General features: G+C 72.9%; 20 protein-coding genes. 9 read left to right on the forward strand and 11 right to left on the reverse strand.

Annotation, left to right across the window (positions count from 1 at the left end):
• Positions 1 to 65: 65 nt before the first annotated feature.
• From AB0J80_RS04265 to AB0J80_RS04275, 3 genes are read right to left on the reverse strand one after another with little or no spacing between them, the layout of a single operon-like run.
• A complete protein-coding gene (locus AB0J80_RS04265; RefSeq protein WP_364700236.1) occupies positions 66 to 1151 on the reverse strand; it encodes an ionic transporter y4hA in 1086 nt (361 codons plus the stop codon).
• 26 nt (positions 1152 to 1177) lie between these two features.
• Positions 1178 to 1825, reverse strand: coding sequence for a response regulator transcription factor (locus AB0J80_RS04270; RefSeq protein ID WP_364700238.1), 648 nt, complete (start codon positions 1823 to 1825; stop codon positions 1178 to 1180).
• Positions 1822 to 3936 (reverse strand): sensor histidine kinase, encoded by a 2115-nt coding sequence (locus AB0J80_RS04275; RefSeq protein ID WP_364700240.1) that lies wholly within the window; start codon positions 3934 to 3936, stop codon positions 1822 to 1824. Before AB0J80_RS04275 ends, AB0J80_RS04270 begins: the two co-directional genes overlap by 4 nt.
• A gap of 173 nt (positions 3937 to 4109) precedes the next feature.
• Between AB0J80_RS04275 and AB0J80_RS04280 the strand changes: the two genes are divergently transcribed.
• On the forward strand, positions 4110 to 4745 hold the full coding sequence (locus AB0J80_RS04280) for a hypothetical protein (RefSeq protein WP_364700242.1): 636 nt from the start codon (positions 4110 to 4112) through the stop codon (positions 4743 to 4745).
• A 123-nt stretch (positions 4746 to 4868) separates the two neighbouring features.
• Here AB0J80_RS04280 and AB0J80_RS04285 read toward each other — a convergent pair whose 3' ends face one another.
• Positions 4869 to 5240 (reverse strand): hypothetical protein, encoded by a 372-nt coding sequence (locus AB0J80_RS04285; protein ID WP_364700244.1) that lies wholly within the window; start codon positions 5238 to 5240, stop codon positions 4869 to 4871.
• 1560 nt (positions 5241 to 6800) lie between these two features.
• On the opposite strand from AB0J80_RS04285, the gene AB0J80_RS04290 reads away from it, so the two are divergent.
• Complete coding sequence (locus tag AB0J80_RS04290) at positions 6801 to 7802, forward strand: glutathione S-transferase C-terminal domain-containing protein (RefSeq protein ID WP_364700246.1); 1002 nt, start codon at positions 6801 to 6803, stop codon at positions 7800 to 7802.
• A gap of 28 nt (positions 7803 to 7830) precedes the next feature.
• Positions 7831 to 8634 carry an SAM-dependent methyltransferase gene (locus AB0J80_RS04295; protein ID WP_364700248.1) on the forward strand — a complete coding sequence of 268 codons (804 nt, stop codon included), beginning with the start codon at positions 7831 to 7833 and terminating at the stop codon, positions 8632 to 8634.
• On the opposite strand, the gene AB0J80_RS04300 is transcribed toward AB0J80_RS04295, so the two are convergent.
• The 4 genes from AB0J80_RS04300 to AB0J80_RS04315 all read right to left on the reverse strand — a co-directional run bounded on the left by AB0J80_RS04300 (position 8631) and on the right by AB0J80_RS04315 (position 14217).
• On the reverse strand, positions 8631 to 10052 hold the full coding sequence (locus AB0J80_RS04300) for an MFS transporter (RefSeq protein WP_364700250.1): 1422 nt from the start codon (positions 10050 to 10052) through the stop codon (positions 8631 to 8633). The genes AB0J80_RS04295 and AB0J80_RS04300 overlap by 4 nt on opposite strands.
• Before the next feature lie 103 nt (positions 10053 to 10155).
• A complete protein-coding gene (locus tag AB0J80_RS04305) occupies positions 10156 to 11331 on the reverse strand; it encodes an MFS transporter (RefSeq protein WP_364700252.1) in 1176 nt (391 codons plus the stop codon).
• 8 nt (positions 11332 to 11339) lie between these two features.
• On the reverse strand, positions 11340 to 12962 hold the full coding sequence (locus tag AB0J80_RS04310) for a GNAT family N-acetyltransferase (protein WP_364700254.1): 1623 nt from the start codon (positions 12960 to 12962) through the stop codon (positions 11340 to 11342).
• Positions 12955 to 14217 carry a DUF6271 family protein gene (locus AB0J80_RS04315; RefSeq protein ID WP_364700256.1) on the reverse strand — a complete coding sequence of 421 codons (1263 nt, stop codon included), beginning with the start codon at positions 14215 to 14217 and terminating at the stop codon, positions 12955 to 12957. The genes AB0J80_RS04310 and AB0J80_RS04315 overlap by 8 nt, the downstream gene beginning before the upstream one ends.
• A 402-nt stretch (positions 14218 to 14619) precedes the next feature.
• On the opposite strand from AB0J80_RS04315, the gene AB0J80_RS04320 reads away from it, so the two are divergent.
• The 4 genes from AB0J80_RS04320 to AB0J80_RS04335 are packed head-to-tail and all read left to right on the forward strand — an operon-like array spanning position 14620 to position 22118.
• Positions 14620 to 17493, forward strand: coding sequence for an SWIM zinc finger family protein (locus tag AB0J80_RS04320; RefSeq protein ID WP_364700258.1), 2874 nt, complete (start codon positions 14620 to 14622; stop codon positions 17491 to 17493).
• Positions 17490 to 18551, forward strand: coding sequence for an AAA family ATPase (locus AB0J80_RS04325; RefSeq protein ID WP_364700259.1), 1062 nt, complete (start codon positions 17490 to 17492; stop codon positions 18549 to 18551). The genes AB0J80_RS04320 and AB0J80_RS04325 overlap by 4 nt, the downstream gene beginning before the upstream one ends.
• Positions 18544 to 20946 (forward strand): DUF5682 family protein, encoded by a 2403-nt coding sequence (locus AB0J80_RS04330; RefSeq protein WP_364700261.1) that lies wholly within the window; start codon positions 18544 to 18546, stop codon positions 20944 to 20946. The genes AB0J80_RS04325 and AB0J80_RS04330 overlap by 8 nt, the downstream gene beginning before the upstream one ends.
• Positions 20943 to 22118, forward strand: a complete 1176-nt coding sequence (locus AB0J80_RS04335) for a VWA domain-containing protein (protein WP_364700263.1) — start codon at positions 20943 to 20945, stop codon at positions 22116 to 22118. Before AB0J80_RS04330 ends, AB0J80_RS04335 begins: the two co-directional genes overlap by 4 nt.
• On the opposite strand, the gene AB0J80_RS04340 is transcribed toward AB0J80_RS04335, so the two are convergent.
• From AB0J80_RS04340 to AB0J80_RS04350, 3 genes are read right to left on the reverse strand one after another with little or no spacing between them, the layout of a single operon-like run.
• Complete coding sequence (locus AB0J80_RS04340; protein ID WP_364700264.1) at positions 22104 to 22910, reverse strand: phosphotransferase; 807 nt, start codon at positions 22908 to 22910, stop codon at positions 22104 to 22106. The two genes, AB0J80_RS04335 and AB0J80_RS04340, sit on opposite strands and share 15 nt — an antisense overlap.
• Before the next feature lie 4 nt (positions 22911 to 22914).
• Positions 22915 to 23550, reverse strand: coding sequence for a 4'-phosphopantetheinyl transferase superfamily protein (locus AB0J80_RS04345; protein ID WP_364700266.1), 636 nt, complete (start codon positions 23548 to 23550; stop codon positions 22915 to 22917).
• Positions 23547 to 24335 carry an alpha/beta hydrolase gene (locus AB0J80_RS04350; RefSeq protein ID WP_364700268.1) on the reverse strand — a complete coding sequence of 263 codons (789 nt, stop codon included), beginning with the start codon at positions 24333 to 24335 and terminating at the stop codon, positions 23547 to 23549. Before AB0J80_RS04350 ends, AB0J80_RS04345 begins: the two co-directional genes overlap by 4 nt.
• 31 nt (positions 24336 to 24366) lie before the next feature.
• On the opposite strand from AB0J80_RS04350, the gene AB0J80_RS04355 reads away from it, so the two are divergent.
• Both AB0J80_RS04355 and AB0J80_RS04360 read left to right on the forward strand, forming a co-directional pair.
• Positions 24367 to 25275: a hypothetical protein gene (locus AB0J80_RS04355; RefSeq protein WP_364700269.1), complete on the forward strand. Its 909-nt coding sequence runs from the start codon at positions 24367 to 24369 to the stop codon at positions 25273 to 25275.
• Positions 25272 to 25667: a GNAT family N-acetyltransferase gene (locus AB0J80_RS04360; protein WP_364700271.1), complete on the forward strand. Its 396-nt coding sequence runs from the start codon at positions 25272 to 25274 to the stop codon at positions 25665 to 25667. Before AB0J80_RS04355 ends, AB0J80_RS04360 begins: the two co-directional genes overlap by 4 nt.
• Positions 25668 to 25677: the final 10 nt, after the last annotated feature.

A 25677-nucleotide genomic window follows, 5' to 3' on the forward strand; every position in this document is an offset into this window, starting at 1 on the left:
GCCTTTGATACAAGAGCAGACTTCCCGGCTTTGTGTCAACACAAGTGCCGGAGCTGTCCGCAGGGCTACGGGCTGCCGGCCAGGAACAGGAAGACCGCCAGCAGTCCGAGGTGGATGCCGCCCTGCAGGACGTTCGCGCGCCCCGGCACCACCGTCAGCGTGCCGACCACGACCGTCAGCGCGAGGAGCACCGTCTGTGTCCCGCCCAGGCCCAGCAGCAGCGGGCCTTCGAGCCAGATCATGGCCACCGCGATCGCCGGGATGGTCAGGCCGATGCTGGCCATGGCCGAGCCCAGGGCCAGGTTGAGGCTGGTCTGCATGCGGTCGCGGGCCGCCGCCCGGACCGCCGCGATCGTCTCCGGGAGCAGGACCAGCAACGCGATCACGACGCCGACCACCGCCTGCGGGAGGCCGGCTCCGGCCACGGCGGACTCGATCGCCGGGGAGACACCCTTGGCGAGGCCGACCACCGCGACGAGGGCGACCAGCAACAGGCCGAGGCTGGTCAGGGCGGCCCGGGCGGTGGGCGGGTCGAGATGCTCCTCGGCGTCGATCACCTCGCCGGCCGTGGTGATGGGCAGGAAGTAGTCGCGGTGCCGGCGCGTCTGCACCAGCACGAACAGCAGGTAGAGGCCCAGTGAGGCGACCGCCGCGAAGGCGAGCTGGGCCGGCGAGAACTGCGGTCCCGGACGGCTGGTCGTGAAGCTCGGCAGCACCAGGCTCAGCGCGGCGATCGTCGCCACGGCGGCAAGGGCTCCGCCCGTACCCTCCGGGTTGAAGACCGCGATCCGGCGACGGACCGCGCCCACCAGCAGCGAGATTCCCAGGATGCCGTTGCAGGTGATCATCACGGCGGCGAAGACGGTGTCCCGGGCGAGGGCCTGCGCCTTCTCGCCGCCGCTGATCATGAGGGTGACGATCAGGGCCACCTCGATGACGGTCACCGCCACCGCGAGCACCAGCGAGCCGAAGGGCTCGCCGACCCGGTGGGCGACCACCTCCGCGTGGTGCACGGCGGCGAGCACCGCACCCGCGAGCAGCAGGGCGCTGATGACCACCAGCGGCGGCGGCAGGTCGCGGCCCCACGTCAGGACCAGCGTGGCGACGGCGACCAACGGCACCGAGGTCGTCCACTTGATCTTCGATCTCATGCATCAACCCTGCCAGAACCGCGGGGCTACCGCCCGAGACCTGCCTCCCTGGCCCGGACGATCGCCTCGGCGCGGTCGGCCACCTGCAGCTTGGCGAAGACGTTGGAGACGTTGTTGCGCACCGTCTTCGGCGACAGATAGAGCGCGGCGGCGATCTGGCCGTTCGAGCGGCCCGCCGCCAGCAGGTCCAGGATCTCCCGTTCCCGGGCGGTGAGCTGCGGGAAGGCGGTCGTCGGCGTGGGTGGGCCGGCGGCGAAGAACTGGGCGATGCGGGCGGCGAGCGTGGCGCCGAAGACGGCCCCGCCGGAGGCCACCGTGGTGATCGCGCGGACGATCTCCTCCTGCTCCGCGCCCTTCACCAGATAGCCACGGGCGCCCGCGCGCACCGCGGCGAAGACCGTTCCGTCGTCCTCGGACATGGTGAGCACGACGATGCCCACCGAGGGCGCGCGCGTGGCGAGCTCGCGGGTCGCCTCGACCCCGTTGAGCTCCGGCATCTGGACGTCCATCACCACCACGTCGGGCAGCAGGCGTACCGCGTCGGCGACCGCCTCCCGGCCGTTGGCGGCGGTGCCGATGACCTCCAGGCCGTCCACCGAGGCGAGCAGCATCGCCAGCCCGTCCCGGAAGATCGGGTGATCGTCCGCGACCAGCACCCGTACCGGGTCAGTCATGAGGTGACCTCCGCGTCGGCGCCCAGCGGCAGGCGGGCGGTGACGACGGTACCGCCGCCGTCCGGGCACTCTATCCGGCAGTCACCGCCCAGCTCGGCGGCGCGCTCGCGGAGCGACACCAGGCCCACCCCGGTGGGCGTACCGGCGGGGATGCCGGCGCCGTCGTCGGCCACCTCCACGACGAGGTCGCCATCGCTGCGCGACAGCGACACGCGGGCCGAGGTCGCGCGGGCATGTTTCGCCACGTTCGTCAGGGCCTCCGAAACGATCCGGTACGCGGCCACCTCCACCGCCGCCGGCAACCCGTCGAGGTCCGCGCCCGCCACGGTGACGGTCAGGCCGGGCGCGCGGAGTCGGTCTGCCTGCTGGCGTACGGCACCCAGCAGCCCGACGTCGTCCAGGGCCGGCGGCCGAAGGTCGTGCACCAGCCGCCGCACGTCCGCGACGGCGGCGGTGACGTCCTCGCGCGCCTGACGCAGCAACCGGTCCGCCTCCTCCGGCTTGCGCGCGGCGAGGTTGCGAGCGGTGTCGATCCGCAGCGCCACGCCGCCGAGGGTGGGTCCCAGCCCGTCGTGCAGGTCCCTGCGCAGCCGGCGCCGTTCCTCCTCGCGGGCGGCCACGATCCGCTCCCGGCCCCGCTGCAGCTCCGCGGCCAGGTACGCGGTCCGCGCAGCGATCGCCGCCTGCCGCACCATGTCCCCGAGCAACCGCTGGTCCCGCGCCGACAACGAGCCCCGCTTCGACGGCAGCACCAGCCGCCCGACCGTCTCCCCCCGGTACGCGATCGGCAGTACCTCGGTGTCGGCCGGCGCCACCCCGGACGCCGCCACGACGCTCTCCCCGCCCGGCCGGTCCACCTCGACCGCCACGTACGGCACCCGGAACGCCGCCGCGACGCCGTGGGCCACGGCCACCAGCTGCTCCTCCGGCCGGTCCTGCCGCTCGAGCTGCTCGGCCAGGCCGGAGACCACGCCGTACGGGTCGTCGCGGCGGCCGCGCACGAGCCGGCGGACCAGCGTCCACAGCCGTTGACGCAGCGGGCCGTACCCAGCGGTGACCAGCAACATGGCGAGCACCGCCGCGTCGCGTTCGGCCAGCCGCTCACCCAGCACGGCGCTCGCCACGCCCAGCACGCAGGCGTCGACGACCAGGACGGACAGGGCGAGGGCGGCGTAGAGCAGGGTGCCGCCGAGGAGACGGTCGATGTCGAGCAGCTGCGGCGCGATGATGCCGATCGTCAGCGCGATCCCGGTGAGGCTCACGGCCACGGTCAGGTTGATCGACGTCCAGGCCACGGGCAGCACGGTGGTCGCGAGCATGACCAGGACGTCGACGACGGCGGCCCAGAGCAGCCAGCGCATCCGAGCCCGGCGCCGGGCGTCACCGGCCGACCGCCGGTAGCGGCCCACGACCACCGCGAAGGGGACGACGAGGCTGACCGGCACCAGCGCTCCGGCCAGGGCCAGCAACGGGTTCCACACGGCGGCGGGCAGCGCGATCGTGGTGAGGTCCAGGTTCAGCCCGGCGAACGGCGCCGGCAGGGGGCCACCGGCGTCGGCCTGCGCGAGGTCGGACGGCGCGAACAGCAGCACGACGGGGAGGAGCGCCGTGGTCGCCAGCCCCGCCAGAGCGGCCATACGCCAGCGTCCCCGGGGCAGGCGCCCGTCCGGGTAGAGCAGCAGGATCAGCGGCAGCGACAGCAGCAGCGACGCACCGAGCCGCTGATAGAGCCAGAACGCGAAGCCGGCGCCGGGCAGCGCCGGATCGCTCAGCGTGGCGTAGGCCAGCCACGCGCATGCCACCCCGTCGAGGGCCCAGTGGACGCCGGTGATCAGCAGCACCCACGCGACGGGATGACGCGGCAGGCGATGCAGGAGCAGCGCGCCGGGAGCGCAGAGGAACACCCCGGCCACCCCGGCGACCCAGCCGAGGTCCAGCTGGGTGACGGCGCGGTGCGAGGCGGGCACGGCGCCGTCGATGATCGCGGCGGTCGTCACCGCGGCGAGCGCGACAACGACGGCGGCGACGCCGACGACCGCCGGCAGGACGCGCCGGGGCGCGGGTTCGGCGGCCGGCATCACGCGCGGGCGCGGGGGTGCGTGCGAGGTCACCGGCTCATCGTCGCAGCGCAGGGGTCCCGCGGACCCGGGGACCGGTGTCCCGGATTTCCCGGGACATTTCCCGGGACCGGGCCGGGGGCGCGCGGCCCTGACGGCCCGGGACGCGTCCTCGGCAGAGTTCTCCCCGTCACCGACGACCACCACTTCCGCAGGGAGAGAACGCCATGACGATCACCACCACTCCGGCCCAGGCCCGCACCGACGTCACCACCCCGGTCGCCGTCGCCGCGACCGGCTCGCACGTCCGCCGGACCGGCGCCTTCGTCGCCGTCGGCTCGCTGATCTGGGCCGCCTCGATGGCCGCGGTCAACCCGCAGTCGACCGCCGACCTCGACGTCCTGATCACCGATCTGGGCGCGATCCCCTTCCAGCTCTCCCTCTTCGCACTGGTCACGATGCAGCTGCGGACGGCGGCCACGGGCACCTCGCGGGTGGCCCGGGGCATGCTCAGAACGGAGTACGCCCTGCTGACCCTGGCGACGATCTGGACCGTACTGCACGGCCTCGTCCCGTCCTTCCGCGACGACGCCTGGCTGGCGGTGCTCGACGCCTTCTGGCCCCTGTCCATGCTCGGCATGTTCATCATCGGCGTGAAGATCGCCTTCGCCGGCCGCTGGCGCGGCCCGGCCCGCTTCTGGCCGCTCGTCGCGGAGAGCTGGGCGGTCGTGAGCGTCCCGGCGTTCGGCATCCTCGGCGCCTCGGCCGGCCGTTTCGTCGGCGCCGGCCACCTGCTGATCGGCTACGTCGCCCTGGGCCTGCTCCTGGCCCTGCGCCCCCACCTCACCGGCGCCCGCGACTGAGCACACGACCCCGACCGAGCACTTGATTGAGCACTGACCGCGAGACCCGGCCCGGCGGGCCGGGCCTTCGCACTTTTCGAGGGTGACCAGCGTCAGCTCCTAGGCTCGTTGAGCGACGAGCTCTTACTCATCTTTGGTGAACTCGTGACTCGGCGCGACGTTGATCCGCCGGATCGACGTGCTCGCCAGGCGGGTCGCGGCGGCGGTTCGGCGAGGCATTTGTCGGTAGGCCCAGACAGTCTTCTCGGCCGCCTCGTCGATGGTGGCCCAGAGGTGGTAGCGGTAGGCGATCTGGACCGCCCCCCTCGGCGTGGGCGCCGCCGCGGTCGCGGCGATGGCCTGCACGCCGGGATGCGCTCGCAGCCAGGCCGCCAATGCCTCCGCGGTGCGCGCAACCAGGCGCTCGGCGAACCGGCACCGCAACCTGGCGTTGCAGAACCGGCACCGCAACCCGGCGCTCGCCGACACCACAGTGCCCGCACCGGACCGCTGCACCCCGGGGTCCCGTCGCCGACGATGGGGGGAGGGCCTCGCTCGCCCTTCTGGCGTAATCGGCGACGGCCACCTGGCCGGCCCGGCATGACAATTGCCGATGGTTCTTTGCGCCGGAATAGTCGGGCGCACGGAATCGGCGGGCGGGCGTCGACCATGCCCGCTTTCCATGCGCGCCTGCCGCACCCCATGAAAGCAGGCGAGCCGGCCGCCCGCGCCCGCCCCGCGGCCACCGCCTCAGACCGGTGAGCTTCCGCGCCGCCGCTTTGCTCCCTGCCGTCCTGAGATGCGGCGCCGAGCCCCGGTTCGTCGTGTGGAGCGGAACCTCCCGACCGCTCGCGATGATCAGATGTGTCACCCCGGCGCGTCATGCTTGCTGGCGCCCCCGGACGGAGGTCATCACGGCCGGCGGCGCCAGGGCGGAGGTCATCAGTGACGGGCCGTGGGCCCGCGACGTGATCGTCGGCGTCGCGCAGCCGGCGCAGGCGCCGAGAGTGACGTTGCATCAAGCCCCAGGAGCGGTGCCGCTCATGCTTGCGCCGGAACTCCTCAGCCGCCGGCGAATAATTGCGACGCAGCGCCCGGCCCCGCATATTCGTCGTGGGAAACAATGCGAGCTGCGCCATTTTCTCATTATCCCCGGCGCTCTCCGATTTCTACGACACAGAGCCCGGATATCTCATATCAAGAAATCATCCGCGGCCGACTGGACGATCCGCACATGAAATCAGCCGTAGCCGACCGGATTATCCCCACATCCGGCATGCAAAAACAACGAACCAGCCCCGAGATCGAGCGCATCGACCTGCCGCAGACAGAGCGCGGCACGTTGGCGCGGTCGTCCATGCGAAGTGCCGGATGTCCCGGTTGACGCGACGGGCGTCAGGCCCGGACACCAGCGCTGAGCTCGCCAATGAGGTGTCGTGATCCACTCAGCGTGACTCGCCACGGCCGCGGCATGCCACGGGTGAGCCAGTCGGTAGCGTCCTTGCGACGCCTCTTGATTCACCCCGAGCCCGGGCAAGCGACAGACGTCAGGACCAGCTTGCGCCGTTGCCCACGATCAAAGTCGCAGTCAGCACCAGCACCGCTCCGCGGAGCGTGCTGATCACTACGCCGGCGGACCAATCACTCCATCGGGGCGAGAAGCGCAGAAAGAAGGCTGCCAGGAGGGCGGTCGGGACGACCTAGACCTCTCCGAAGCCGATGAGAGCCGCACAGCCCCGATCAGTTCCCTCGGCGCCGAGGATGCCCAAGGCCATGCCGACCAGCATGAGGACATGCGGAACCGCAGCCAATGCCACACCCACCGGCTCAATCCACCTCCTGGGTCGACGGGCATCGACCACCGCATCGGCATCGCAGCGCGTTGCTTGAGGACTACGGCTGCCTGCGCGGCCGATCGGAGTGCTCGCACGACTGGTGAGCACCTGAGACCGAAGCCCGGCCGGAGCCGGGCCAGCGCGGCCGCGCCAGCCCCTGTGCGCTGCGGAAGCGGCCGGACCGTCGCGCCCGCGGGAAAGAGTCCGGTGAAAATTCCTCGGTGAAGGGAATGATGGGGCTATGGCTTACGTGTCGACGTCCGGTGAGTTCACTCGCGACCAGCGCTACATCGCCACCCGGATCACCGCGGACGGCCGCGACGGCTATCCGGTCGAGCCGGGCCGCTACCGGCTGGTGGTGAGCCGCGCGTGCCCCTGGGCCAACCGCGCGATCATCGTCCGGCGGCTCCTGGGACTGGAGGACGTGCTGTCGATGGGCGTCGCCGGGCCGACGCACGACGAGCGCAGCTGGACCTTCGACCTGGATCCGGGCGGGCGGGACCCGGTGCTGGGGATCGAGCGGCTGCAGGAGGCGTTCTTCAAGCGCTACCCGGACTACGACAAGGGAATCACGGTGCCGGCGATCGTGGACGTGCCGACCGGGCAGGTGGTGACGAACGACTTCGCGCAGATCACCATCGACCTCTCCGTGGAGTGGACGCAGTATCACCGGGAGGGTGCGCCGGAGTTGTATCCGGTGGAGCTGCGTGACCAGATCGACAAGATCAACAAGTATGTCTTCGCGGACGTGAACAACGGCGTCTACCGGGCCGGTTTCGCGGGCTCCCAGGAGGCGTACGAGAAGGCGTACCACCGTCTCTTCGACCGCCTGGACGGGCTGTCGGAGCTGCTGAGCGGGCAGCGCTACCTGGCCGGGGACACCATCACCGAGGCGGACGTGCGGCTGTTCACCACGCTGGCGCGCTTCGATCCGGTCTACCACGGTCACTTCAAGTGCAACCGGAGCAAGCTGACCGAGATGCCGGTGCTGTGGGCGTACGCGCGGGACCTGTTCCAGACCCCGGGATTCGGCGACACGATCGACTTCGTGCACATCAAGAGCCACTACTACGAGGTGCACCGGGACATCAACCCGACCGGCATCGTGCCCGCGGGCCCCGACCTGTCGGGCTGGCTGAGCGAGCACGGGCGGGAGAAGCTGGGCGGGCGGCCGTTCGGTGACGGGACGCCGCCGCCCCCGCCGAAGCCGGGCGAGGAAGTGCCTCCCGGACACGGGGCCTAGAATCGCCTTCACGTCCATCGTGGAGGCCTTGGTGACGGATCAGATCGACAGCTCGACCCCCCAGCCCGCGCGCCGCTACAACTACTGGCTGGGCGGCAAGGACAACTTCGCGGTGGACCGGGCCTCGGGCGACGAGATCCTCAAGACCTTCCCGACGGCACGGATCGCCGCCCTCGAGAACCGGCGCTTCCTGCAGCGCGCCACCCACTACCTGGCGGCGGAGGCGGGCATCCGGCAGTTCCTCGACATCGGTACGGGCCTGCCGACGGCCGACAACACCCACGAGGTCGCCCAGCGCGTGGCCCCGGAGAGCCGGATCGTCTACGTGGACAACGACCCGATGGTGATGGTCCACGCCCGGGCGCTGCTGACCAGCACGCCGCAGGGGCGGACCACTTACATCGAGGCCGACCTGCGTGACCCCGCGAAGATCCTCGCGAACGAGGACCTGCTCGCCACGCTCGATCTGGGCCGGCCGGTCGCGCTGATGCTGGTGGCGGTCCTGCACTTCATCGAGGGGTACGGCGCCGGCAAGCCGATCGTGCGCACCCTGCTGGACGCGTTGCCCAGCGGCAGCTACCTCGCCGTGACGAACGCGACCAAGGACCCGCTGTCGCCCGAGACGGCCGCGGCGTACGACGCGGCGCTGGCCTCCGGGGTGACGAACATCTGGCCCCGGGGGCGCGACGAGTTCACCGAGCTGTTCGACGGGCTGGAGCTGGTCGAGCCGGGCGTGACGCCGGTGTCCGAGTGGCGCGCGGAACACGAGACCGCGCCCCGGCCGGATCCCGCGCACGTCGCGATGTACGGCGCGGTCGCCCGGAAGCCCTAGCGGGGCGCCGGCTCAGGACTTGCCACGCGGTCGGCTGTGCGAGCCTTGACCATGCCCCATCCGACGAGTGCCGCGGCCACCCCGGTCAGCACGAGGCCGGCGCACGTGACCGCTTCACGGAATTCCGCGGTCTGATCGACGGACCAGTTCGACGAGGCGATCTCGCCGGTGAAGAGCGCGGCAAGGATGGTGCCGCTGACGGCGACGCCGATACCGGTCGTCACCTCGCTCGCGGTGTCGACCAGCGCCGCGCCGATCGTCGTGCGGTTCTGCGGCAGGCCACGCATCACGTTGGTCCCGGCGACGACGCCGACCACCCGCATGCCGGCGGCGCAGAGCACGAGCGCGACGGCGACCCACGGATACCCGAAACGTCCCAGCAGTCCGTAGACCGCGAGTCCACACACGACCGCGCCGGCGCTGAGCCAGGCGGCCTTGTCCAGACCGACGCGACCGACGAGCGGACCGATCACGGCACCGCCGGCGATGAGGACGACGACCTGCGGCAGCATCCCGATGGCCGCATGCGCCGGCGTCCAGCCCCACTCGAGCTGCAGCTGCAGTGTCACCAGGTAGCCGAGACCGGCCGTCGCCAGTCCCGCCGCCCCTTTGAACGCCAGGCCGCTCGACACCAGCGGGCGGGCGACGAGCCGGAGGTCGAGGAGCGGGTGACGGGCCGAGCGCTCGCGGACCACGAAGAGGGCCCCGGCCACAACGGCCGCCGCCGTGGTCAGCCACGGGAGCCACGATCCGGCACCCACCTCGACGAAGAGGGTCGGTGCGACCAGCGTGAGCACGATGGTCGCCGTGCCGAGCAGCGCGCCCGCACCGTCGATGGGGTCACGGTGCAGGTCGTCCGCCCGGTCGGCGGGGATGCCGCGGCGGATGCCGATGAACGCGAGCGCGGCGATCGGCGCGTTCACCAGCAGCAGGACCTGCCACGGGGCGAAGGCGAGGACGAAGCCACCCGCCGTCGGCCCGACCGCGAGCCCGACCAGACCCACCGTCGAGATGAGCGTCGTCGCCCGTACGCGGAGCCGGTCGTCATCGAAGAGCCGGAACGCCAGGGCGAGCGAGCCGGGCGTCGTCATGGCGGCCGCGACGCCCATCGCCGACCGGACGAGGATGAGCTGCGCTGCCGTGGTGACGAGCGCGGTGGCCAGGCTCGTCACGGCGAGCAGCGCCAGCCCGACCAGCATGACTCTGCGCCGGCCCACCCGGTCGGCGAGCGCGCCGAGGGCCAGCATGAGGCCGCCGAACACGACGGCGTACGCGCTGGTGACCCACTGCAGCGCCGTCGCCGACGCGGAGAGCTCGCGCCCGATGGTGGGCAGAGCGACGTTGAGGATCGAGTTGTCGAGCATCTCGACCAGGAACACGGCCGACAGGCCGGCGAGGGCTGAACGACGGGTTCTCACGCGCGCACTCCTTCGGTGTGAAGAAGTGGCGGTTCGTCAGAGACCGCGTACGCCCGCGAGTCCCGTACCGACTCACGATTTTCCCTCTGGTGCCTGGACTGTATCAGGCGCCGCTGGGCTCCGGCTCCCTCGTCGCGGCACGGGAGGGCCAGCGCATCGGTGCCACGCACAGGACCACCAGCCAGGCGGTGAGCACCACCGCGCCCATTCCCCGGACCAGGCCACTGCCCTCGGCGACGAACCCGATGACCGGTGGACCGGCGAGCAGCCCCGTGGTGCTCATGGCGGCGGCCATGGTGAGCGCCGTGGAGCCCTCCCGGGCGGCGGCCACGTAGAGGCAGGGGCTCACCGCGGCCATACCGAGCCCCACGCACGCGAAGCCGGCCAGCGCCGGTGCCACCCCGCCGGTCACCAGGGCGACGGCGAGTCCCGCGCCGGCGAGCGTGCCACCGGTCAGGACGACGCGTTTGTCTCCCCAGCGCTCGCGCCAGCCGTCCGCGAACAGCCGGGCGGTCACCATCGTCGCGGAGGTTACCGCGATACCCAGCGGCAGCACGTGCGGGGCGGCGTGCACGACCTTCTCGAGGTAGAGGGCGGACCAGTCGGTCATCGCGCCCTCGGTGATCGTGGCGAAGAACATCGCCAGGCCGAGGCCGACGGTGAGCCGCGACGGCAGCGCCCATCGGCGCCCGGGGTCCTTCGGCGCGGCCGGCAGGTCGTGGTCGAGCAACGCCGGCCGCGCCGCGACGACCAGCACCAGCAGCAGGGCACCGGCCACGGCGAAGTGCACCGGCACCGACTCGGTGAGCGCGGTGACTCCGGAGGCGATCAGCGCCGCCGCGAGGATGCCGCCGCTGAACATGGCGTGCAGTTTCGCCATCGTCGTACGCTCGAACGCCGCTTCCAGGGCGGCGCCCTGGGCGTTCATCGCCACGTTGAGGCAGCCGACCGCGATGCCGTCGGCGAACAGGACGACCAGCGCGGCGGGGTAGTTCGGGACGACGGCGAGCCCGGCGAGGGCCGCGGTCAGGGCGAGGGCCGCACCGACGGCGAGGCGCCGGGAACCCAGAGCGGCCATCAGCTTGGCGACGAGCGGGAACGACACCGCCGCGCCCACCCCGGCGGCCAGCAGCAGGACGCCGACCTCCGCCGCGGTCAGGCCGAGGCGGTCCGCGAGTGCGGGGATCCGGGCCGCCCACGTCGAGTACTGGAAGCCGAGCGAGCAGAACAGCGCGGCGATCGCCAGCTGGGAGCGGCGGAAGTCGCTGGTACGGGCCATGGGTGTGCTCAGCTTTCGATCGCGCGGGACATGTAGACGGCGCCTGGGCCGTACCCGGCCGGCAGGGACACCTCGGGGTGGGGACGGTAGCCCTGCGCGGACCAGAAGCCGGTGGTGCCACCGACGGCGATCAGCGAGACGCGCTCGTACCGTGACGACTTCGCGGTGTCGGTGAGATGTCGCAGCATGCGCCGCGCCCAGCCGCGACCGCGGATGCGGTCGTCGACGACGATGTCGTGCAGGTGGAGGTTCGACGAGCGGTGCACGGTGTGCTCCGCCCGGTCCGGGTGAGGGAAGCGGAAGGGCGGGTAGGGCAGCGCGAGCAGGTAGCCACCGACGCGGTCGCCGAGGTCGAGCACGAACGAGGTCGCCGGGGAGCTGCGGGCCCGGGACTCGAGCACGGCGCGGCTCTCGGACAGGCCGCTCGCCCCGTACGTGGCCGCCTCCAGCGCGGCGATCGCCGGCCAGTCACCGGCGCCGATCGGCCGGACCCGTTCCGCGCGGACGGCCACGCAGGGCAGCGGGTCGAAGCCGTTGAAGCCCAGAGTGGTGTAGCTACTGGCGTAGGCACCGGCGGAGCGGATCCACACCGGATCGCCCGAGGCCGCGTCGGCCGGCACCGGAACCGGCGCGCCACCGAACGTGTCGTCGCTGTCGCAGGTGGGACCCGCGACGACCGCAGGCACCGTGCGGCTGCCGATGCGGCCCGGGAACTCCAGGCGGTAGCGCAGCTGGTCGGACTCGTACAGCCCGTTGAAGCGGCCGCAGCTCAGGTACAGCCACGGCTGCCGGCGTACGGTCAGGCGGACGACGTGCGCGCGGATGGCACCGTGGTCGGCGACGAGATACCGGCCGGGTTCGACGATGAAGTCGAGGGCCTCGCCCGAGGCGTCGCGGAGCCTGCGCATGCCGGTCCGGATCGCGGCGAAGATGCCGGCGGTCGGGGGCCTCAGCGGCGCGCCGGAGCGGTCGAGGTAGCCCTGGGCCGGCAGCCCGCCGCCGAGGTTGACGAAGTCGAGGTGGATGCCGCGGGACCGCAGCTGCGTCAGGGCGGCGGTGAGGGCGCCGACGGCACGCTCCCACGCTCCCACGGTCATCTGCTGCGATCCGACGTGGACGGAGAGGCCGGCCGGGTTCAGCCCGAGCCGGCGGGCCTCCTCGAGGACGCCGACCGGGTCCTCGGTGCCGCACTTGCCGGTCAGCCCCCACAGCGCGCCTTCTCCGCTGGTGGCCAGGCGGCAGAACACACGCGCGCCGGGAGCGTGGCCGGCGATGGCGCGTACGTCCTCCACGCAGTCGGTGGCGAAGGTGGTGACGCCCTGCGCGTACGCGTCGGCGATCTCCGTGTCCGACTTGACGGTGTTGCCGTAGTGCACGTGGTCCGCGGACACGCCGGTGCGCAGCGCCAGTCTGATCTCGCCGGGGCTGGCGGCGTCGAACCCGGAGCCCCGCTCGGCCAGGCAGGTCAGCACCTCCGGCACCGGGCACGCCTTCATCGCGAACCGCACCTTGACGCCCGGCAGCTCGCGGCGCAGCGTGTCGTACTGGTGGTCGATGCCGGTCAGGTCGTAGACGATCCGGTCCTCGTCGGCGCCGGCAAGGGCGGACCGTACGTGCGGCCCCTCAGACATCCCGGACCTTCTCCGCCCGTGCCGCCTCCACCAGCGGCGCCCACACGTCGATCAGCACGGCGAAGTCGTCGATGTCCCGGCGGGCCTCGATGAGCAGCCGCTCCCGGTCGTCGCGGATGCGGTCCGCCACGGCAGTGAACCGGCCGCCGAGCCTGCGGTACGCCCGTTCGAGCAGCTCGATCTTCACCTCGTTCGGCTCGCGGGGCTGCCAGGTGCTCGCCCGCACGATCGCGGCGATCGCGGCCGGGTCGTCGCTGGTCATCCGCTCGTAGATGAAGTGGAAGTAGTACATCGACAGGATGAACTTGGCGAACCGCAGCTGGTAGGCGAGGAAACCGGCATCGGTCTTGCGTTCCGCCGTGTGGAAGTTGACGATGTGCCGGTTGTGCCAGACCCCCGGCAGCCGCGCCTTGTCCGCCACGTGGATGAGGAAGTAGTCGCTGCCGATGGTGTCGGTGGCCGGCGGCAGCGGCACCCGCTCGTGCAGCCCGTGGAAGCTGATGTTGTGCATGTCGACTCGCATCGGGTCCACCACCGCGAGCAGCGACCGGTCCCCGTCGAACGGTTCGCTTCCGGTGAAGGACTCCTCGACCAGGGCACGCTTCTCCTCCTCCGACGTGCCCTCCGCCGCCCACAGGCTCACCAGGTCGTAATAGGCGTCGCGGCCGGCGACGTCACCGAGGTCGACGGACATCTCGCCGACGAACGACCCGCCGACCATGGCGACCGGGGTGTTCCGCAACGCGGGATCCAGCCGGTTCTCGGTGGTCACGGCCAGGTGGGCGGGCCTGCCCAAGGACAACAGTTCCGCGTGGATGGGGAAGATCTTGTTTCCCTCGTACGTCTGGAAGTAGAGGTCGGAGTCCCGGCGATGCACCGACTCGCAGCCCAGCGCGGCCGCGATGAGAAACGCACGGTTGGTGCACGCGCCGTACGACGACGCACCCGGCAGCATCAGGTCGAGGATCAGCTCCGGCTTCGGCACGCCCGCACGCCGGATCACCCGCTGCAGGAAATGCCGCTGGGCCGGCTCGTCCAGATGCCAGACATTGTCCGCGGCCCTCAGCACTTCGGCGTGTGCCGCGAAATGCGCCGAGGAATCGAGCACGAGCAGGTGCACCTCGGCGCCGAAGTGCTCGGCGGCATAGGCGGCCTCCGCGACCACCTCGGCGAGCGTGGCGGTGCACTCCCGGTTGGTCGGCACGGTCAGGCAGACACGGCGCCCGGGAACGGGGGCCGCCAGGGTCTCCTTCATGCGTTCACTCCAGAATTCGGCGTTCCGCGCAGGGCACGGCCAAGGAGGGATCGTCCAGACGTGATGCGCGTCCCGGCGCGCGGCGTGCGGATTCATTGATCCGCAGATGTGAATGCGAACCTAACATGATCAGACGGGGTCGCCGACCGTCACCGACGGCCCTTTGTCTATTAGGACTGGTCAGGAATTGATGTGAGACAAACCACTTCTACGCAGCGTTCAGAACTGGTCACGAATAGGTCGATTCAGTTCCGGAACCACGGTGGCAGTTCGGTCCATTGTCGAGTATTGCAATGAGCGGTATCGTGTCGCGTCAATTTCTCGCCCATTCGGTGGCGCGACGCGTGAAGATCACCGACCGCGCCCGGCGGAAACGTCGTACCCGGCTTCTACAGTGCTCCGGTGCCCGTTGAACGCTGGTCCACCGCCCAGGTCACCGCCGTCGCGCCCGACGCCGGCTCGCTCAAGGGCGCCCGCAGCGTCGCGACGCCCGGCAAGTGGCAGGCGACCGGCCTGCTCGACGACGTGCTGTGGGGGCTGTGCCGGGGCAGCGGCCGGAGTCCCTACCAGGTGTGCGCCGATCTGTCCGGCCCGGCGTACAAGTGCTCCTGCCCGAGCCGCAAGTTCCCGTGCAAGCACGCGCTGGGCCTGCTCCTCATGTGGGCCGAGGGGACCGCGCCCGGCCCGGCCACCGAGCCGCCCCCGTTCGTCGCCGAATGGCAGGCGAGCCGGGCCGCGCGGGCGGCCCGGGCCGCCGAGCCCAGGCCCGCCGGGCCGGTGGACCCGGAGGCGGCCCGCAAGCGGGCGCGGCAGCGCGAGGAAAGGGTCGCCGCGGGCATGACCGAGCTGTCGCGCTGGCTCGACGACCAGATCCAGCACGGCCTCGCCGGTGCCGAGCGGGCCGGGGCGGCACCCTTCGACACGATGGCCGCCCGCCTCGTCGACGCGCAGGCACCCGCCGCCGCCTCCGCCGTCCGCCGCCTCGGTGGCGTCGCGGGCATCGGGCCGCAGTGGGCCGACCGGCTCCTCGGCGACCTCGCCATGCTGCGCCTCCTCGTCTCGGCGCACGAACGGCTCGACGCGCTGACCCCGGCCCTGGCCGCCACCGTCCGTTCCCGCATCGGCTTTCCCGTCTCCACCGAGGAGGTGCTCGCCTCGCGACCGGTGCAGGACCATTGGCAGGTGCTCGGCCGGACCGACAGCGACGACGGCACCATCACCACGCGGCGCACCTGGCTGCGCGGCGTCGAGAGTGGACGCTTCGCCCTGCATCTCTCGTTCGCCGCACCCGGTCAGACCCTGGCGGCCGACCTCCTTCCCGGCACGTCCTTCGACGCCGACCTGTGCTTCTATCCCGGGGCGGCACCGCTGCGCGCCCTCATCAAGGATCGGCAGAGCACGGCCCGTCCGCTGGCCTCGCCCGTCGGCGCAACGAGCCTTCGCGATGCGCTGCGGGGCTGGACCGCCGTCCTCGCCGCCGAGCCGTGGCGCTTCGATGCCCCCGTGCTGCTCGACGGCGTCGCGCCGAGCGCCGACGGCTTCCTCACCGACACGGCCGGCGACTCACTGCCGCTGGCGGCGGGACACCGCGAGCCCTGGTGGCTGCTGGCCGCCGCCGGCGGACTACCGGCGACCGTCGCGGCCGAGTGGACCCCGGCCGGGCTGCGACCGCTGTCCGCCTGGGTGGACGGCCGGTTCGTGCCCGCCGCTCCCCCGGTCCCGGACGGCGGCGCTCCCCGCTCCCCCGAGCTGCCCCCGGCGCTGCTCGCCTCGGCACTGGTAGGCACCGGCCGCCGCCCGTATGCGTCGTCCACCGTGGAGGTCGGTGACCGTGCCCTCCACCTGGGCGCGGGTGCCTCGCTCCTGGATGCCGCGGCCGCCGCCCTGATCTACCGCCGGGCGGGCAGCACACCGTCCACCACGCATCCACCGGTCCCGGCCGCTCCTGCGGAGGTCGACCGTCCGCTGCCGTCCGCGGCCGGCGACCGGCTGCTACGCCTGCTCACCGACGGCGGCGCGCCCGGTGGCACGCAACAGGTTCAGGAACTGCTCGCGCAGTGGCTCGCCGCAGCCGCCGCGTGGGGTGGTCACGTCCCGCCGGAGTCGCTACCCGCCCTGCTCGACGCGGGCCGCCGCAACGGTGTCGTGCGCCCGGCCATCGGCCGGGTGGCCGGCGAGCGCGGACGATGGCTCGCCGCCCTGCGCCCGGACTGGCGGTGGTTGCGCGACGAGGCGCCGGGAGCGGCCGTCGCCGGCGACCCCGCGATCTGGGACACGGGTACGGGCGGAGAGCGCCTGGCCCACCTCACGCGGCTCCGCGGCACCGCCCCCGACGCCGCGCTCGCCCTGCTGCGCAGCACGTGGGACAACGAGGCACCCGAGGATCGCGCCAGGTTCATCGGCGCCCTGGCCACCGGACTGTCCCTCGCCGACGACGCGTTCCTCGACACCGTGCTCGACGACCGGCGCAAGGAGGTCCGCGAGGCCGCCCTCGAGCTGCTGCGGCGCCTGCCCGGGTCGCGCCTCGGCCGCCGGATGGCCGAGCGTGCGCTCGCCGCCGTCAGGCTCGAGCGCCGCGCCCTGGGACGCGACCGGGTCGCCGTCACCCCGCCCGCCGAGCTGACCGCCGACCTGCGCCGCGACGGGGTGGCCGCCCAGCCGTCGCGAGGCACGGGCGTCCAGGCCTGGCTGCTCGAGGAGGTCATCGCCGGCACCCCGCTCGCCACCTGGACCGAGGCGTTCGGCCGCGGTCCGGCGGCGGTCGTCGACCTGGCCCGGGGCAACGACTGGGAGACGGCGCTGCTGCACGGCTGGGCCAAGGCCGCGATCACGCAGGAGGAGTCGGCGTGGGCCTCCGCCCTCGTGCGCAACGACGCCCGGGAGAGTGCGGCCGGGCTGCGCGAGGCGGTCCGCTGGGATCTGCACCTGCTGCTGCCACCGGCCGACCTGGCCCGGATAGCGGCCGACTTCCTGCGCCGCGAGGACCACCTGGCCCACCGGCTGCTCGCGGTGCATCCCGGTGCCTGGCCGGACGAGCTCGCCGTCGCGGTGGTGGAGACCATCGCGCACCGGGCCCGGACGGACCGGCACAGCTGGCAGCTCGCCGAGCTGTGCCGCGCCGCCGCGACCGCCATGCCGCCCGCGTACGCGACGGTCGTCGCCGGCCTGGCCGCCCAGCTCGACCAGGACTCGGCCGACCCGTCCCGGATCCGCCCGATCGCCGAACTGGCCCGCACCCTCACCTTCCGCCACGAGATGCTCCAGGAGTTCCAGTGACCGCTCTCCGCCCGCACGCCGAGGACCAGTACGCCGACGAGCTGGCCCAGCTCGCCGCGTCCGACGACCGCCCCCGGCCGCCCGGCTGGCGGCTGTCCCCGCACGCGGTCGTGACGTACCTGCTCGGCGACGGTGCGAAGATCACCCCGAAGTACGTGGGCCCGCGCCGGCTCATGGAGGTGGCGGTGTCGACCCTGGTCACCGACCGCGCCCTGCTCCTGCTGGGCGTCCCCGGAACGGCAAAGACCTGGGTGTCGGAGCACCTCGCCGCCGCCATCAGCGGCGACTCCACCCAGCTCATCCAGGGCACGGCCGGCACGGCCGAGGAGGCGATCCGGTACGGCTGGAACTACGCCCGCCTGCTCGCCGAGGGCCCCAGCGAGGCCGCGCTGACCCCGAGCCCGGTCATGCGCGCCATGCAGACGGGCACCATCGCCCGCGTCGAGGAGCTGACCCGGGTCCCCTCCGACGTGCAGGACGCGCTGATCACCATCCTGTCCGAGAAGACCCTCCCGGTCCCCGAGCTCAACACCGAGGTCCAGGCCCAGCGCGGCTTCAACCTCATCGCCACGGCCAACGACCGCGACCGCGGCGTCAACGAGCTGTCGAGCGCCCTGCGCCGCCGCTTCAACACGGTGGTGCTGCCGGTCCCCGCCTCCGCCGACGACGAGGTGGAGATCGTCGCCCGCCGCGTCGCCCAGCTGGGCCGCTCCCTCGACCTGCCCGAGGTCCCCGCCGCCCTCGAGGAGATCCGGCGCGTGGTCACGGTCTTCCGCGAGCTCCGCAACGGCATGACCGAAGACGGCCGCACCAAGCTCAAGTCGCCGACCGGCACCCTCTCCACCGCAGAAGCCATCTCCGTCATCACCAGCGGCATGGCCCTCGCCGCCCACTTCGGCGACGGCCGCCTGCACCCCGGCGACGTGGCCGCCGGCATCCTCGGCGCAGTCGTCAAGGACCCGGTCTCCGACACCGTGGTCTGGCGCGAGTACCTGGAGACGGTCGTCCGCGAACGCACCGACTGGCGCGACTTCTACCGCGCGGCCCGCGATGCCTGAACGCCTCTACGGCATCCGCCACCACGGCCCGGGCTCGGCACGGGCGCTGGTCCAGGAGCTCGACCGCCAGCGCCCCACGATCGTGCTGATAGAAGGCCCCCCGGAAGCCGACGACCTGGTCCGCTGGGCGGCCGACCCCGGCCTCGAACCCCCGGTGGCACTGCTCGGCTACGCGACCGACGACCCCCGCCGATCCGCATTCTGGCCGTTCGCCGTCTTCTCCCCGGAATGGCAGGCGATCCGATGGGCGGTCCGCAACGAGGTGCCGGTCCGGTTCTTCGACCTCCCGTACGCCTACCGCCTGACCGACGCCCGCGCACCCGCCAAACCCCCGGCCGCAGCAGCCTCCACTCCGCCCCCTTCCACGGCCGCCACCGATCATCCCGCCGGGATTTCCCACGCCGCCGGCACGTCCGCCCCGGATCCCTCTGCCGGTGGGCTCCCCGCCGTGCCCACGTCGGACGATGGCTCTGGAGACGATGCGTCACCCGGCGACCAGCCGGCGCCCGCGACTCCCCCTTTCTCCAGCGGCTCTCCCGACGCCGACGGGGTGCGGCCTGCCGGGCGGGTGCGGCCGGTGGACCCGATCGGGGAGCTGGCCCGGGCCGCCGGGTACGACGACCCCGAGCGGTGGTGGGAGGACGTCGTCGAGCATCGCGGCATGCCCGCCTTCGAGGCGATCGCCGAGGCCATGGCCGCCATCCGGGAGACGTCTCCGGAAGATCCCGAGGACCTGGTGCGCGAGGCGTACATGCGTACCGTGCTGCGCGACGTGCGGCGCACGCACGAGAACATCGCCGTCGTCTGTGGTGCGTGGCACGTGCCCGCGCTCGCCCGGAAGGTCACCGCGAAGGACGATGCCGCGCTGCTCAAGGGGCGGAAGAAGGCGAAGGTGGCGTTCACCTGGGTGCCGTGGACGTACGGGCGGCTCGCCTCCTGGTCCGGGTACGGCGCCGGGGTGCGGTCGCCCGGGTGGTACCACCACCTCTTCACCGCGGGCGGCGACGTGGTGCCCCGGTGGCTGGTCGATGCGGCCGGGGTGCTCCGGGCCGAGGGGGTGCCGACGTCGTCCGCGCACGTCATCGAGGCCACGCGGCTCGCCGAGGCGCTCGCGGCTCTGCGGGGGCGGCCGCTTGCCGGGCTCGCCGAGGTGACCGAGGCGGCCGAGGCGGTCATGTGCGACGGGGAGCCGCTGCGGGCCGAGCTCATCGGGCGGCGGCTGGTCGTCGGTGAGCGGCTCGGGGGCGTACCGGACGAGATGCCCGCCGTACCGCTGGCCCGGGATCTCAGCGCGCAGCAGCGGGCCGTACGTCTCAAGCCGGAGGCTCTCGAACGCGTCCTGGAGCTCGACCTGCGCCGCGACATCGACCGGGCACGCAGCCGGCTTCTGCACCGGATGCGGGCGATCGGCGTGCCGTGGGGTGAGCCCGAGACCGCCCGGCGGGGCACCGGCACGTTCCGGGAGCAGTGGCGCCTGCGGTGGCTGCCCGACTTCGCGGTGCAGCTCGTCGAGGGCAGCATGTACGGCACCACGGTCGTCGCGGCGGCCACCACGAAGGTGACCGACGGGGCCCGGGAGGCCGCGACGCTCGGCGACGTGACCGCGCTGGTCGAGGTGTGTCTGCTCGCCGAGCTGGGCGACGCGTTCCCGCCGGTGCTCGCCGCGCTGGACACCCGGGCCGCGCTCGACTCCGACATCAACCACCTCATGGCCGCGATTCCCGCGCTGGCGCGCACGTTGCGCTACGGCGACGTCCGGCAGACCGATGTCAGCGGGCTGGCCACGGTGACCGCGAGTCTGCTGACCCGGGTCTGCGCCGGGCTTCCGGCCGCGGTCGGCTCGCTGTCCGACGAGGCGGCGCAGGAGCTGCGCGGGTACGTCGACGGCGTGCACCAGGCGGTCGGCCTGCTCGACGACGAGGAGCTGCGGGAACGCTGGCTCGGCACGCTCGCGTCGGTGTCCCGGCGTCCCGGGCTGCACGGGCTGCTGGCAGGGCGGCTGACCCGGCTGCTGCTCGACGCGGGCCGGCTCGACACCGAGGAGGCACGCCGGCGCCTGCGGTTGCCGTTGACGGTCGGCACCCCGCCCGCGCACGGCGCCGCGTGGGTGGAGGGGTTCCTGGCGGGCGGCGGGCTGCTGCTCGTGCACGACGACGCCCTGCTGGAGCTGATCGACGGATGGCTGGCGGACATCCCGGCGGAGGCCTTCGGCGACGTGCTGCCGCTGCTACGGCGGACGTTCGGCGCCTTCGCGACCGGCGAACGCCGCGCCATCGGTGAACGCGTCGCCGGCGGTCCCGGGCCGTCGCAGGCCGAGCCGCTGGTGCTGGACCACGATCGGGCGGCACAGGTGCTGCCGACATTGAGCGCGCTGCTGGGCAGGGAGATCGGATGAGCGACATGGAGGATCCGGCGAAGCGGGAGCGGCTGCGCCGGTGGCGGCTCGTCCTCGGCGGTCCCGCCGAGGATTCCCTGGGTGCGGCCGAGGGGCGCGACGCCCGCATGGACGCGGCCCTGGCAGCCCTCTACGACGGCGACGACGACGCGGACGGCCGGCGCACCGCCCGGTCGGCGGGGCTGGGCGGCTCGGCGCCCAGGGTGGCGCGCTGGCTCGGCGACATCCGGGAGTATTTCCCCAGCACCGTCGTCCAGGTCATGCAGGCGGACGCCATCGAACGCCTCGACCTGACCCGGCTGCTGCTGGAGCCCGAGATGCTGGCCGCGGTCGAGCCGGACGTCCATCTGGTCGGCACGCTGCTGTCCCTCAACCGCGTGATGCCCGACCGTACGAAGGACGCGGCGCGCCAGGTCGTCCGCACGGTCGTGACGGAGCTGGAGCAGCGGATCAGCCAGAAGACCCGGGCGGCGGTCAGCGGGGCGCTCAACCGGGCCGCGCGGATCAACCGCCCGAAGCTCACGGACATCGACTGGGAGCGGACCATCCGCGCCAACCTGCGGCACTACCAGCCCGAGCACCGTACGGTCATCCCGGAACGCCTGGTGGGCTACGGCCGCCGCACGTCCGCGGTGCAGCGCGACGTGGTCCTCTGCGTCGACCAGTCCGGTTCGATGGCGGCCTCGGTGGTGTTCTCCGGGGTGTTCGCCGCCGTGCTGGCCTCGATGCGGTCGCTGAAGACGTCCCTGGTCGTCTTCGACACCGCGGTGGTCGACCTGACCGACCAGCTGAGCGATCCGGTCGAGGTGCTGTTCGGGACGCAGCTCGGCGGCGGCACGGACATCAACCGCGCGATCGGCTACGGACAGCAGCTGATCACCCGGCCGCGGGACAGCATCTTCGTGCTCATCAGCGACCTCTACGAGGGCGGCGTCCGCGAGCAGATGCTGCGCCGGGTGGCGGAGATGACCGCGGCGGGCGTACAGGTGGTGGTGCTGCTGGCGCTGTCGGACGAGGGCGCCCCGGCGTACGACCACGACAACGCGGCGGCCCTCGCGGCGATGGGGGTGCCGGCCTTCGCGTGCACGCCCGACGCGTTCCCGGACCTGATGGCGGCGGCGATCGAGCGCCGCGACCTGATGGCGTTCGCGCAGCGCTCAGGACAGGGGTGATGCGGGGAAGAGCCACGACAGCCCGGCGACGCTCTTCGTGACGTACTGGCGACGGCCGGTCTCCACGCCGTAGGCGAGATCGGCCAGCAGGCCGCATCGCGCATAGAACGTCGCCCGCAACCGGAACTCGTCCGACCCGGACGGGAAGGACTCCGGGAGGGCGTCCGTGAGGGCCTCTGTGAGGGCCTCCGGGCCCAGGTCCCGCAGGATCAGGCCGAAGTCCCGGGCGGGATCCCCCACCGCCGCGTCACTCCAGTCGACGACTCCGGTGATCGTCCCGCTTCCAGGATCGACCAGCACATGCTCCGCCCCGAGATCCTGGTGCGAGAAGGCCAGCCGAGTCGCCGGTGCGGGCGCCGCCTCGGCCAGGAACGCCTCCACCGCCGGCCGATGCGCTTCCGGCACGTGGCCCGCGACCGTGGGCCAGACCTCCATCGCCTCGGTCAGCCACTCCGCCGGCGGTGTGTCGTCCACCTCCACCACGCCCATGACCCGCTCGCGTGGCACCGCCTGCAGCGCGGCGAGCAGCTCCCCCAACCGCCGAGCGACCCCCGCCGGAGGAGCGACCGAAAGCAAGGGAACACCGGGCAGCCACCGGTACGCCAGGCACCCCGCGTCCACGAACACCGGCCGTGGCACCGGCACCGGTGACACCCCGGCCACGAGCTCCAGAAGCCGCGCCTCCGCCCGGCCGTCGGACGAGTCCCGGGAGAAGCGGACGACGACCTCGCCGTTGACCAGGTAAGCGGTGTGGTCCAGCCCGGCACCGATCGGCTCCACGAACGGCAGCACGCGCTCAGTCCAGCACGATCGCCGTCAGCACGATCCCGTCCTCCACCAGGAACCGGCCTTCCAGCTGCTCGAACGGCCCGGCCCGCAGAATGCGCGCCGTGAACGTCGCGGCCGAGGGGTCGAACGTCAGCGACGCCTCCTCGAAGCCCAGCCACTCCCCGGTGCGCGGGAACCACACCTTGTACACCGACTCCTTGGCGCTGAAGAGCACCCGCTCCCACCAGGTCTCCGGTCCGGCCTGCGTCAAGGCGGTCAGATGCTCCTGCTCGGACGGCAGCGACACCAGGTCGAGGACGCCCGCGGGCAGCGGTCCGTGTTCCTCGGCGTCGATGCCGATGCCCGTCACCTCGCCGGCCTGCGCCACCGCCGCCGCCCGGTAGCCGGTGCAGTGGGTCATGCTGCCGACGATGCCCGGCGGCCAGACGGGGGCGCCCCGATCGCCGCGGAGGATCGGGGCGGGAGCGACGCCGAGCTTCTCCAGGGCTGTCCGCGCACAGTGGCGTACCGTCGTGAACTCCGCACGCCGCTTGGGGACCGCCTGGGCCACGAGCGGCAGCTCTTCCGGGAGCAGGGTCGCCGACGGCGGGTCGTCGCGGGCGTACGCCGACCGCACCGCCGGCGGGAGGATGCGCTCGATCATGCCGCGAGGAATTTCAGGATCGCGGCGTCGACCGCCTCGGGCCGTTCGAGGTAGCCGTAGTGGCCCGCGCCCGGGATCTCCTCGTAGGCGGCGCCGGGGATCGCCGCCGCCAGCTCCCGGCCGCGGGCCGGTGGGGCCACCAGGTCGTCGGCGAACGAGAGCACGAGGGTCGGCACGGTGATCCCGCCGTACGCGCCGCGCCGGTCGGTGTCCACAGTGATGTCCAGCTGCGCCCGCTGTCCCGGGTCCTTCGGGTCCATGGGGGACATCTCGAGGATGTCGAGCCAGTCCTGAGCGGCCTCCGGGTCGGCGAGGGTCCGGGGTGACAGGTTCTGCAGTGCCCGGATGACCGCGTCGTACGCCGGCGGCAGCGAGATCCCGGAGTCCGCCAGCTCCCGTTCGGCCGCCGCGAGGGCGAGCGACACCGGATCGGGTCGCGCCCGGGATGCCATGAGGACGGCTCGGACCGCGAGCTCCGGGCGTACGAGAAGAAGCTCCTGAATGATGAGCGCCCCCATCGACGTGCCCACCAGGCGGCACGGGCCGCCCGCCACCCGCTCGATCAGCGCCGCCGTGTCGGCGAGAAGGTCCGCGAGGGTGAGGCCGGGGCCCGCGTCCCGGTGGTCCGGGGTGATCGCCCGGTATCCGGCCGCGACCAGTGCCGGCACCTGGTGCAGCCACCAGGTGCGGCCGCGCGATCCGGTTCCCGGGATCAGCAGGACGGGTGCCCCGCGGCCGGACTCCTCGTAGTGCAGGGTGACGCCGCCGGCGACGATCGAGGGCATGGCCGGAACCTTACCGGTCGATAATGCTGCGATGGGACCGCTGATCCGCCGCATGGTCGCCGCCCTGCCGGCCGCGCCCGGGGTCTACCGCTTCCGGGACGGCACCGGCCGGGTGCTCTACGTGGGCAGGGCCACCGAGCTCAGGGCGCGCGTGGCCTCGTACTGGGGCGACCTGGGCGACCGGCGGCACCTGGCCCGGATGGTCCCGCGGGTCACGGCCATCGAGGCGGTGGTGTGTGACTCGGTTCACGAGGCGGCCTGGCTCGAGCGCAACCTCCTCGAGGAGCGCCTGCCCCGGTGGAACCGCACGCCCGGCGGGCAGGAGGTTCCGGCCTACCTGCTGCTCGACGCGCGGCCCCGGACCGCCGGGGTCCGCATGGTGCACGAGCCCGGAGAGGCGGCGGGCGTCACGGTGTTCGGTCCGTATCTGGGCGGGCTACGGGCCCGGCAGGCGATCACCGCGCTGCACCGGGTGCACCCGCTCGCGTCCGCCAGAGGCGGCCTGACCGGCGGCGAGCGGGACCTGGCGGCCCAGCGCGGGGTCACCGAGACCGACCGGGAAGGGCTCGCGGAGGCCGTCGCGGCGGTCCTGCGCCGGGAGCCGCTCGCTGTCGCGGACACCACGGCCTCCCTGACAGCGGTACGCGACAGAGCAGCCGCCGCCCTCGCGTTCGAGCTCGCCGCCAGGATCCAGGACGAGCTGCGGTCCCTCGCGTGGGTCACGGCGCCCCAGCGGGTCACCACGCGCGCCCCGGACCAGTTCGCGGTGCAGGGCTGGGCGGACGGCGTCCTCGTGTCGTTCACCATGCGCGAGGGCCGGCTGGGGACATGGACTCAGCGCCGGACCGCCCGCCCGGCCGCGCCGGCACCACCCGACTGGGTCGCCTTCGCCCGCCGCAACGCCGAGCTCGCCGCGGAGCTGGCTAGGCTGCGACGGTGACGATCGTCTACGGGTGGCGGGCGGACTTCGACAACGCCACTCTCGACGCTCTGCACGCCGAGGGTTTCGGCGCCGGGCCGCGGGGGTCGGACTGGGTGGCCCGGGTACGCCGGCACAGCCTGGGCTGGGTCTGCGGCTACGACGGCGACCGCCTGATCGGCTTCGTCAACGTCGCGTGGGACGGCGGCGAGCACGCGTTCCTGGTCGACACGGTGGTGGCGGCCGACCTGCGCGGCGCCGGCGTCGGCACCCGGCTGGTGGCCACCGCGGCCGACGGGGCCCGGCGTGCCGGATGCCACTGGCTGCATGTGGATTTTCTGCCGGGGCTCTCGGCGTTCTATCTGCGGGCGTGCGGCTTCCGGCCGACCGCCGCCGGACTACTAGCACTGTGAAGGGATTCCA

Source organism: Actinoplanes sp. NPDC049548, assembly GCF_040676695.1.
Lineage (GTDB): Bacteria > Actinomycetota > Actinomycetes > Mycobacteriales > Micromonosporaceae > Actinoplanes.

Excerpts from the sequence above, each read along its gene's own strand:
- AB0J80_RS04355 (WP_364700269.1), top strand. The coding sequence starts at position 24,367 with ATGGGACCGCTGATCCGCCGCATGGTCGCCGCCCTGCCGGCCGCGCCC.
- AB0J80_RS04310 (WP_364700254.1), bottom strand. The coding sequence starts at position 12,962 with ATGTCTGAGGGGCCGCACGTACGGTCCGCCCTTGCCGGCGCCGACGAG.
- AB0J80_RS04280 (WP_364700242.1), top strand. The coding sequence starts at position 4,110 with ATGACGATCACCACCACTCCGGCCCAGGCCCGCACCGACGTCACCACC.
- AB0J80_RS04345 (WP_364700266.1), bottom strand. The coding sequence starts at position 23,550 with ATGATCGAGCGCATCCTCCCGCCGGCGGTGCGGTCGGCGTACGCCCGC.
- AB0J80_RS04350 (WP_364700268.1), bottom strand. The coding sequence starts at position 24,335 with ATGCCCTCGATCGTCGCCGGCGGCGTCACCCTGCACTACGAGGAGTCC.
- AB0J80_RS04270 (WP_364700238.1), bottom strand. The coding sequence starts at position 1,825 with ATGACTGACCCGGTACGGGTGCTGGTCGCGGACGATCACCCGATCTTC.
- AB0J80_RS04315 (WP_364700256.1), bottom strand. The coding sequence starts at position 14,217 with ATGAAGGAGACCCTGGCGGCCCCCGTTCCCGGGCGCCGTGTCTGCCTG.
- AB0J80_RS04335 (WP_364700263.1), top strand. The coding sequence starts at position 20,943 with ATGAGCGACATGGAGGATCCGGCGAAGCGGGAGCGGCTGCGCCGGTGG.
- AB0J80_RS04290 (WP_364700246.1), top strand. The coding sequence starts at position 6,801 with ATGGCTTACGTGTCGACGTCCGGTGAGTTCACTCGCGACCAGCGCTAC.
- AB0J80_RS04330 (WP_364700261.1), top strand. The coding sequence starts at position 18,544 with ATGCCTGAACGCCTCTACGGCATCCGCCACCACGGCCCGGGCTCGGCA.
- AB0J80_RS04305 (WP_364700252.1), bottom strand. The coding sequence starts at position 11,331 with ATGGCCCGTACCAGCGACTTCCGCCGCTCCCAGCTGGCGATCGCCGCG.
- AB0J80_RS04265 (WP_364700236.1), bottom strand. The coding sequence starts at position 1,151 with ATGAGATCGAAGATCAAGTGGACGACCTCGGTGCCGTTGGTCGCCGTC.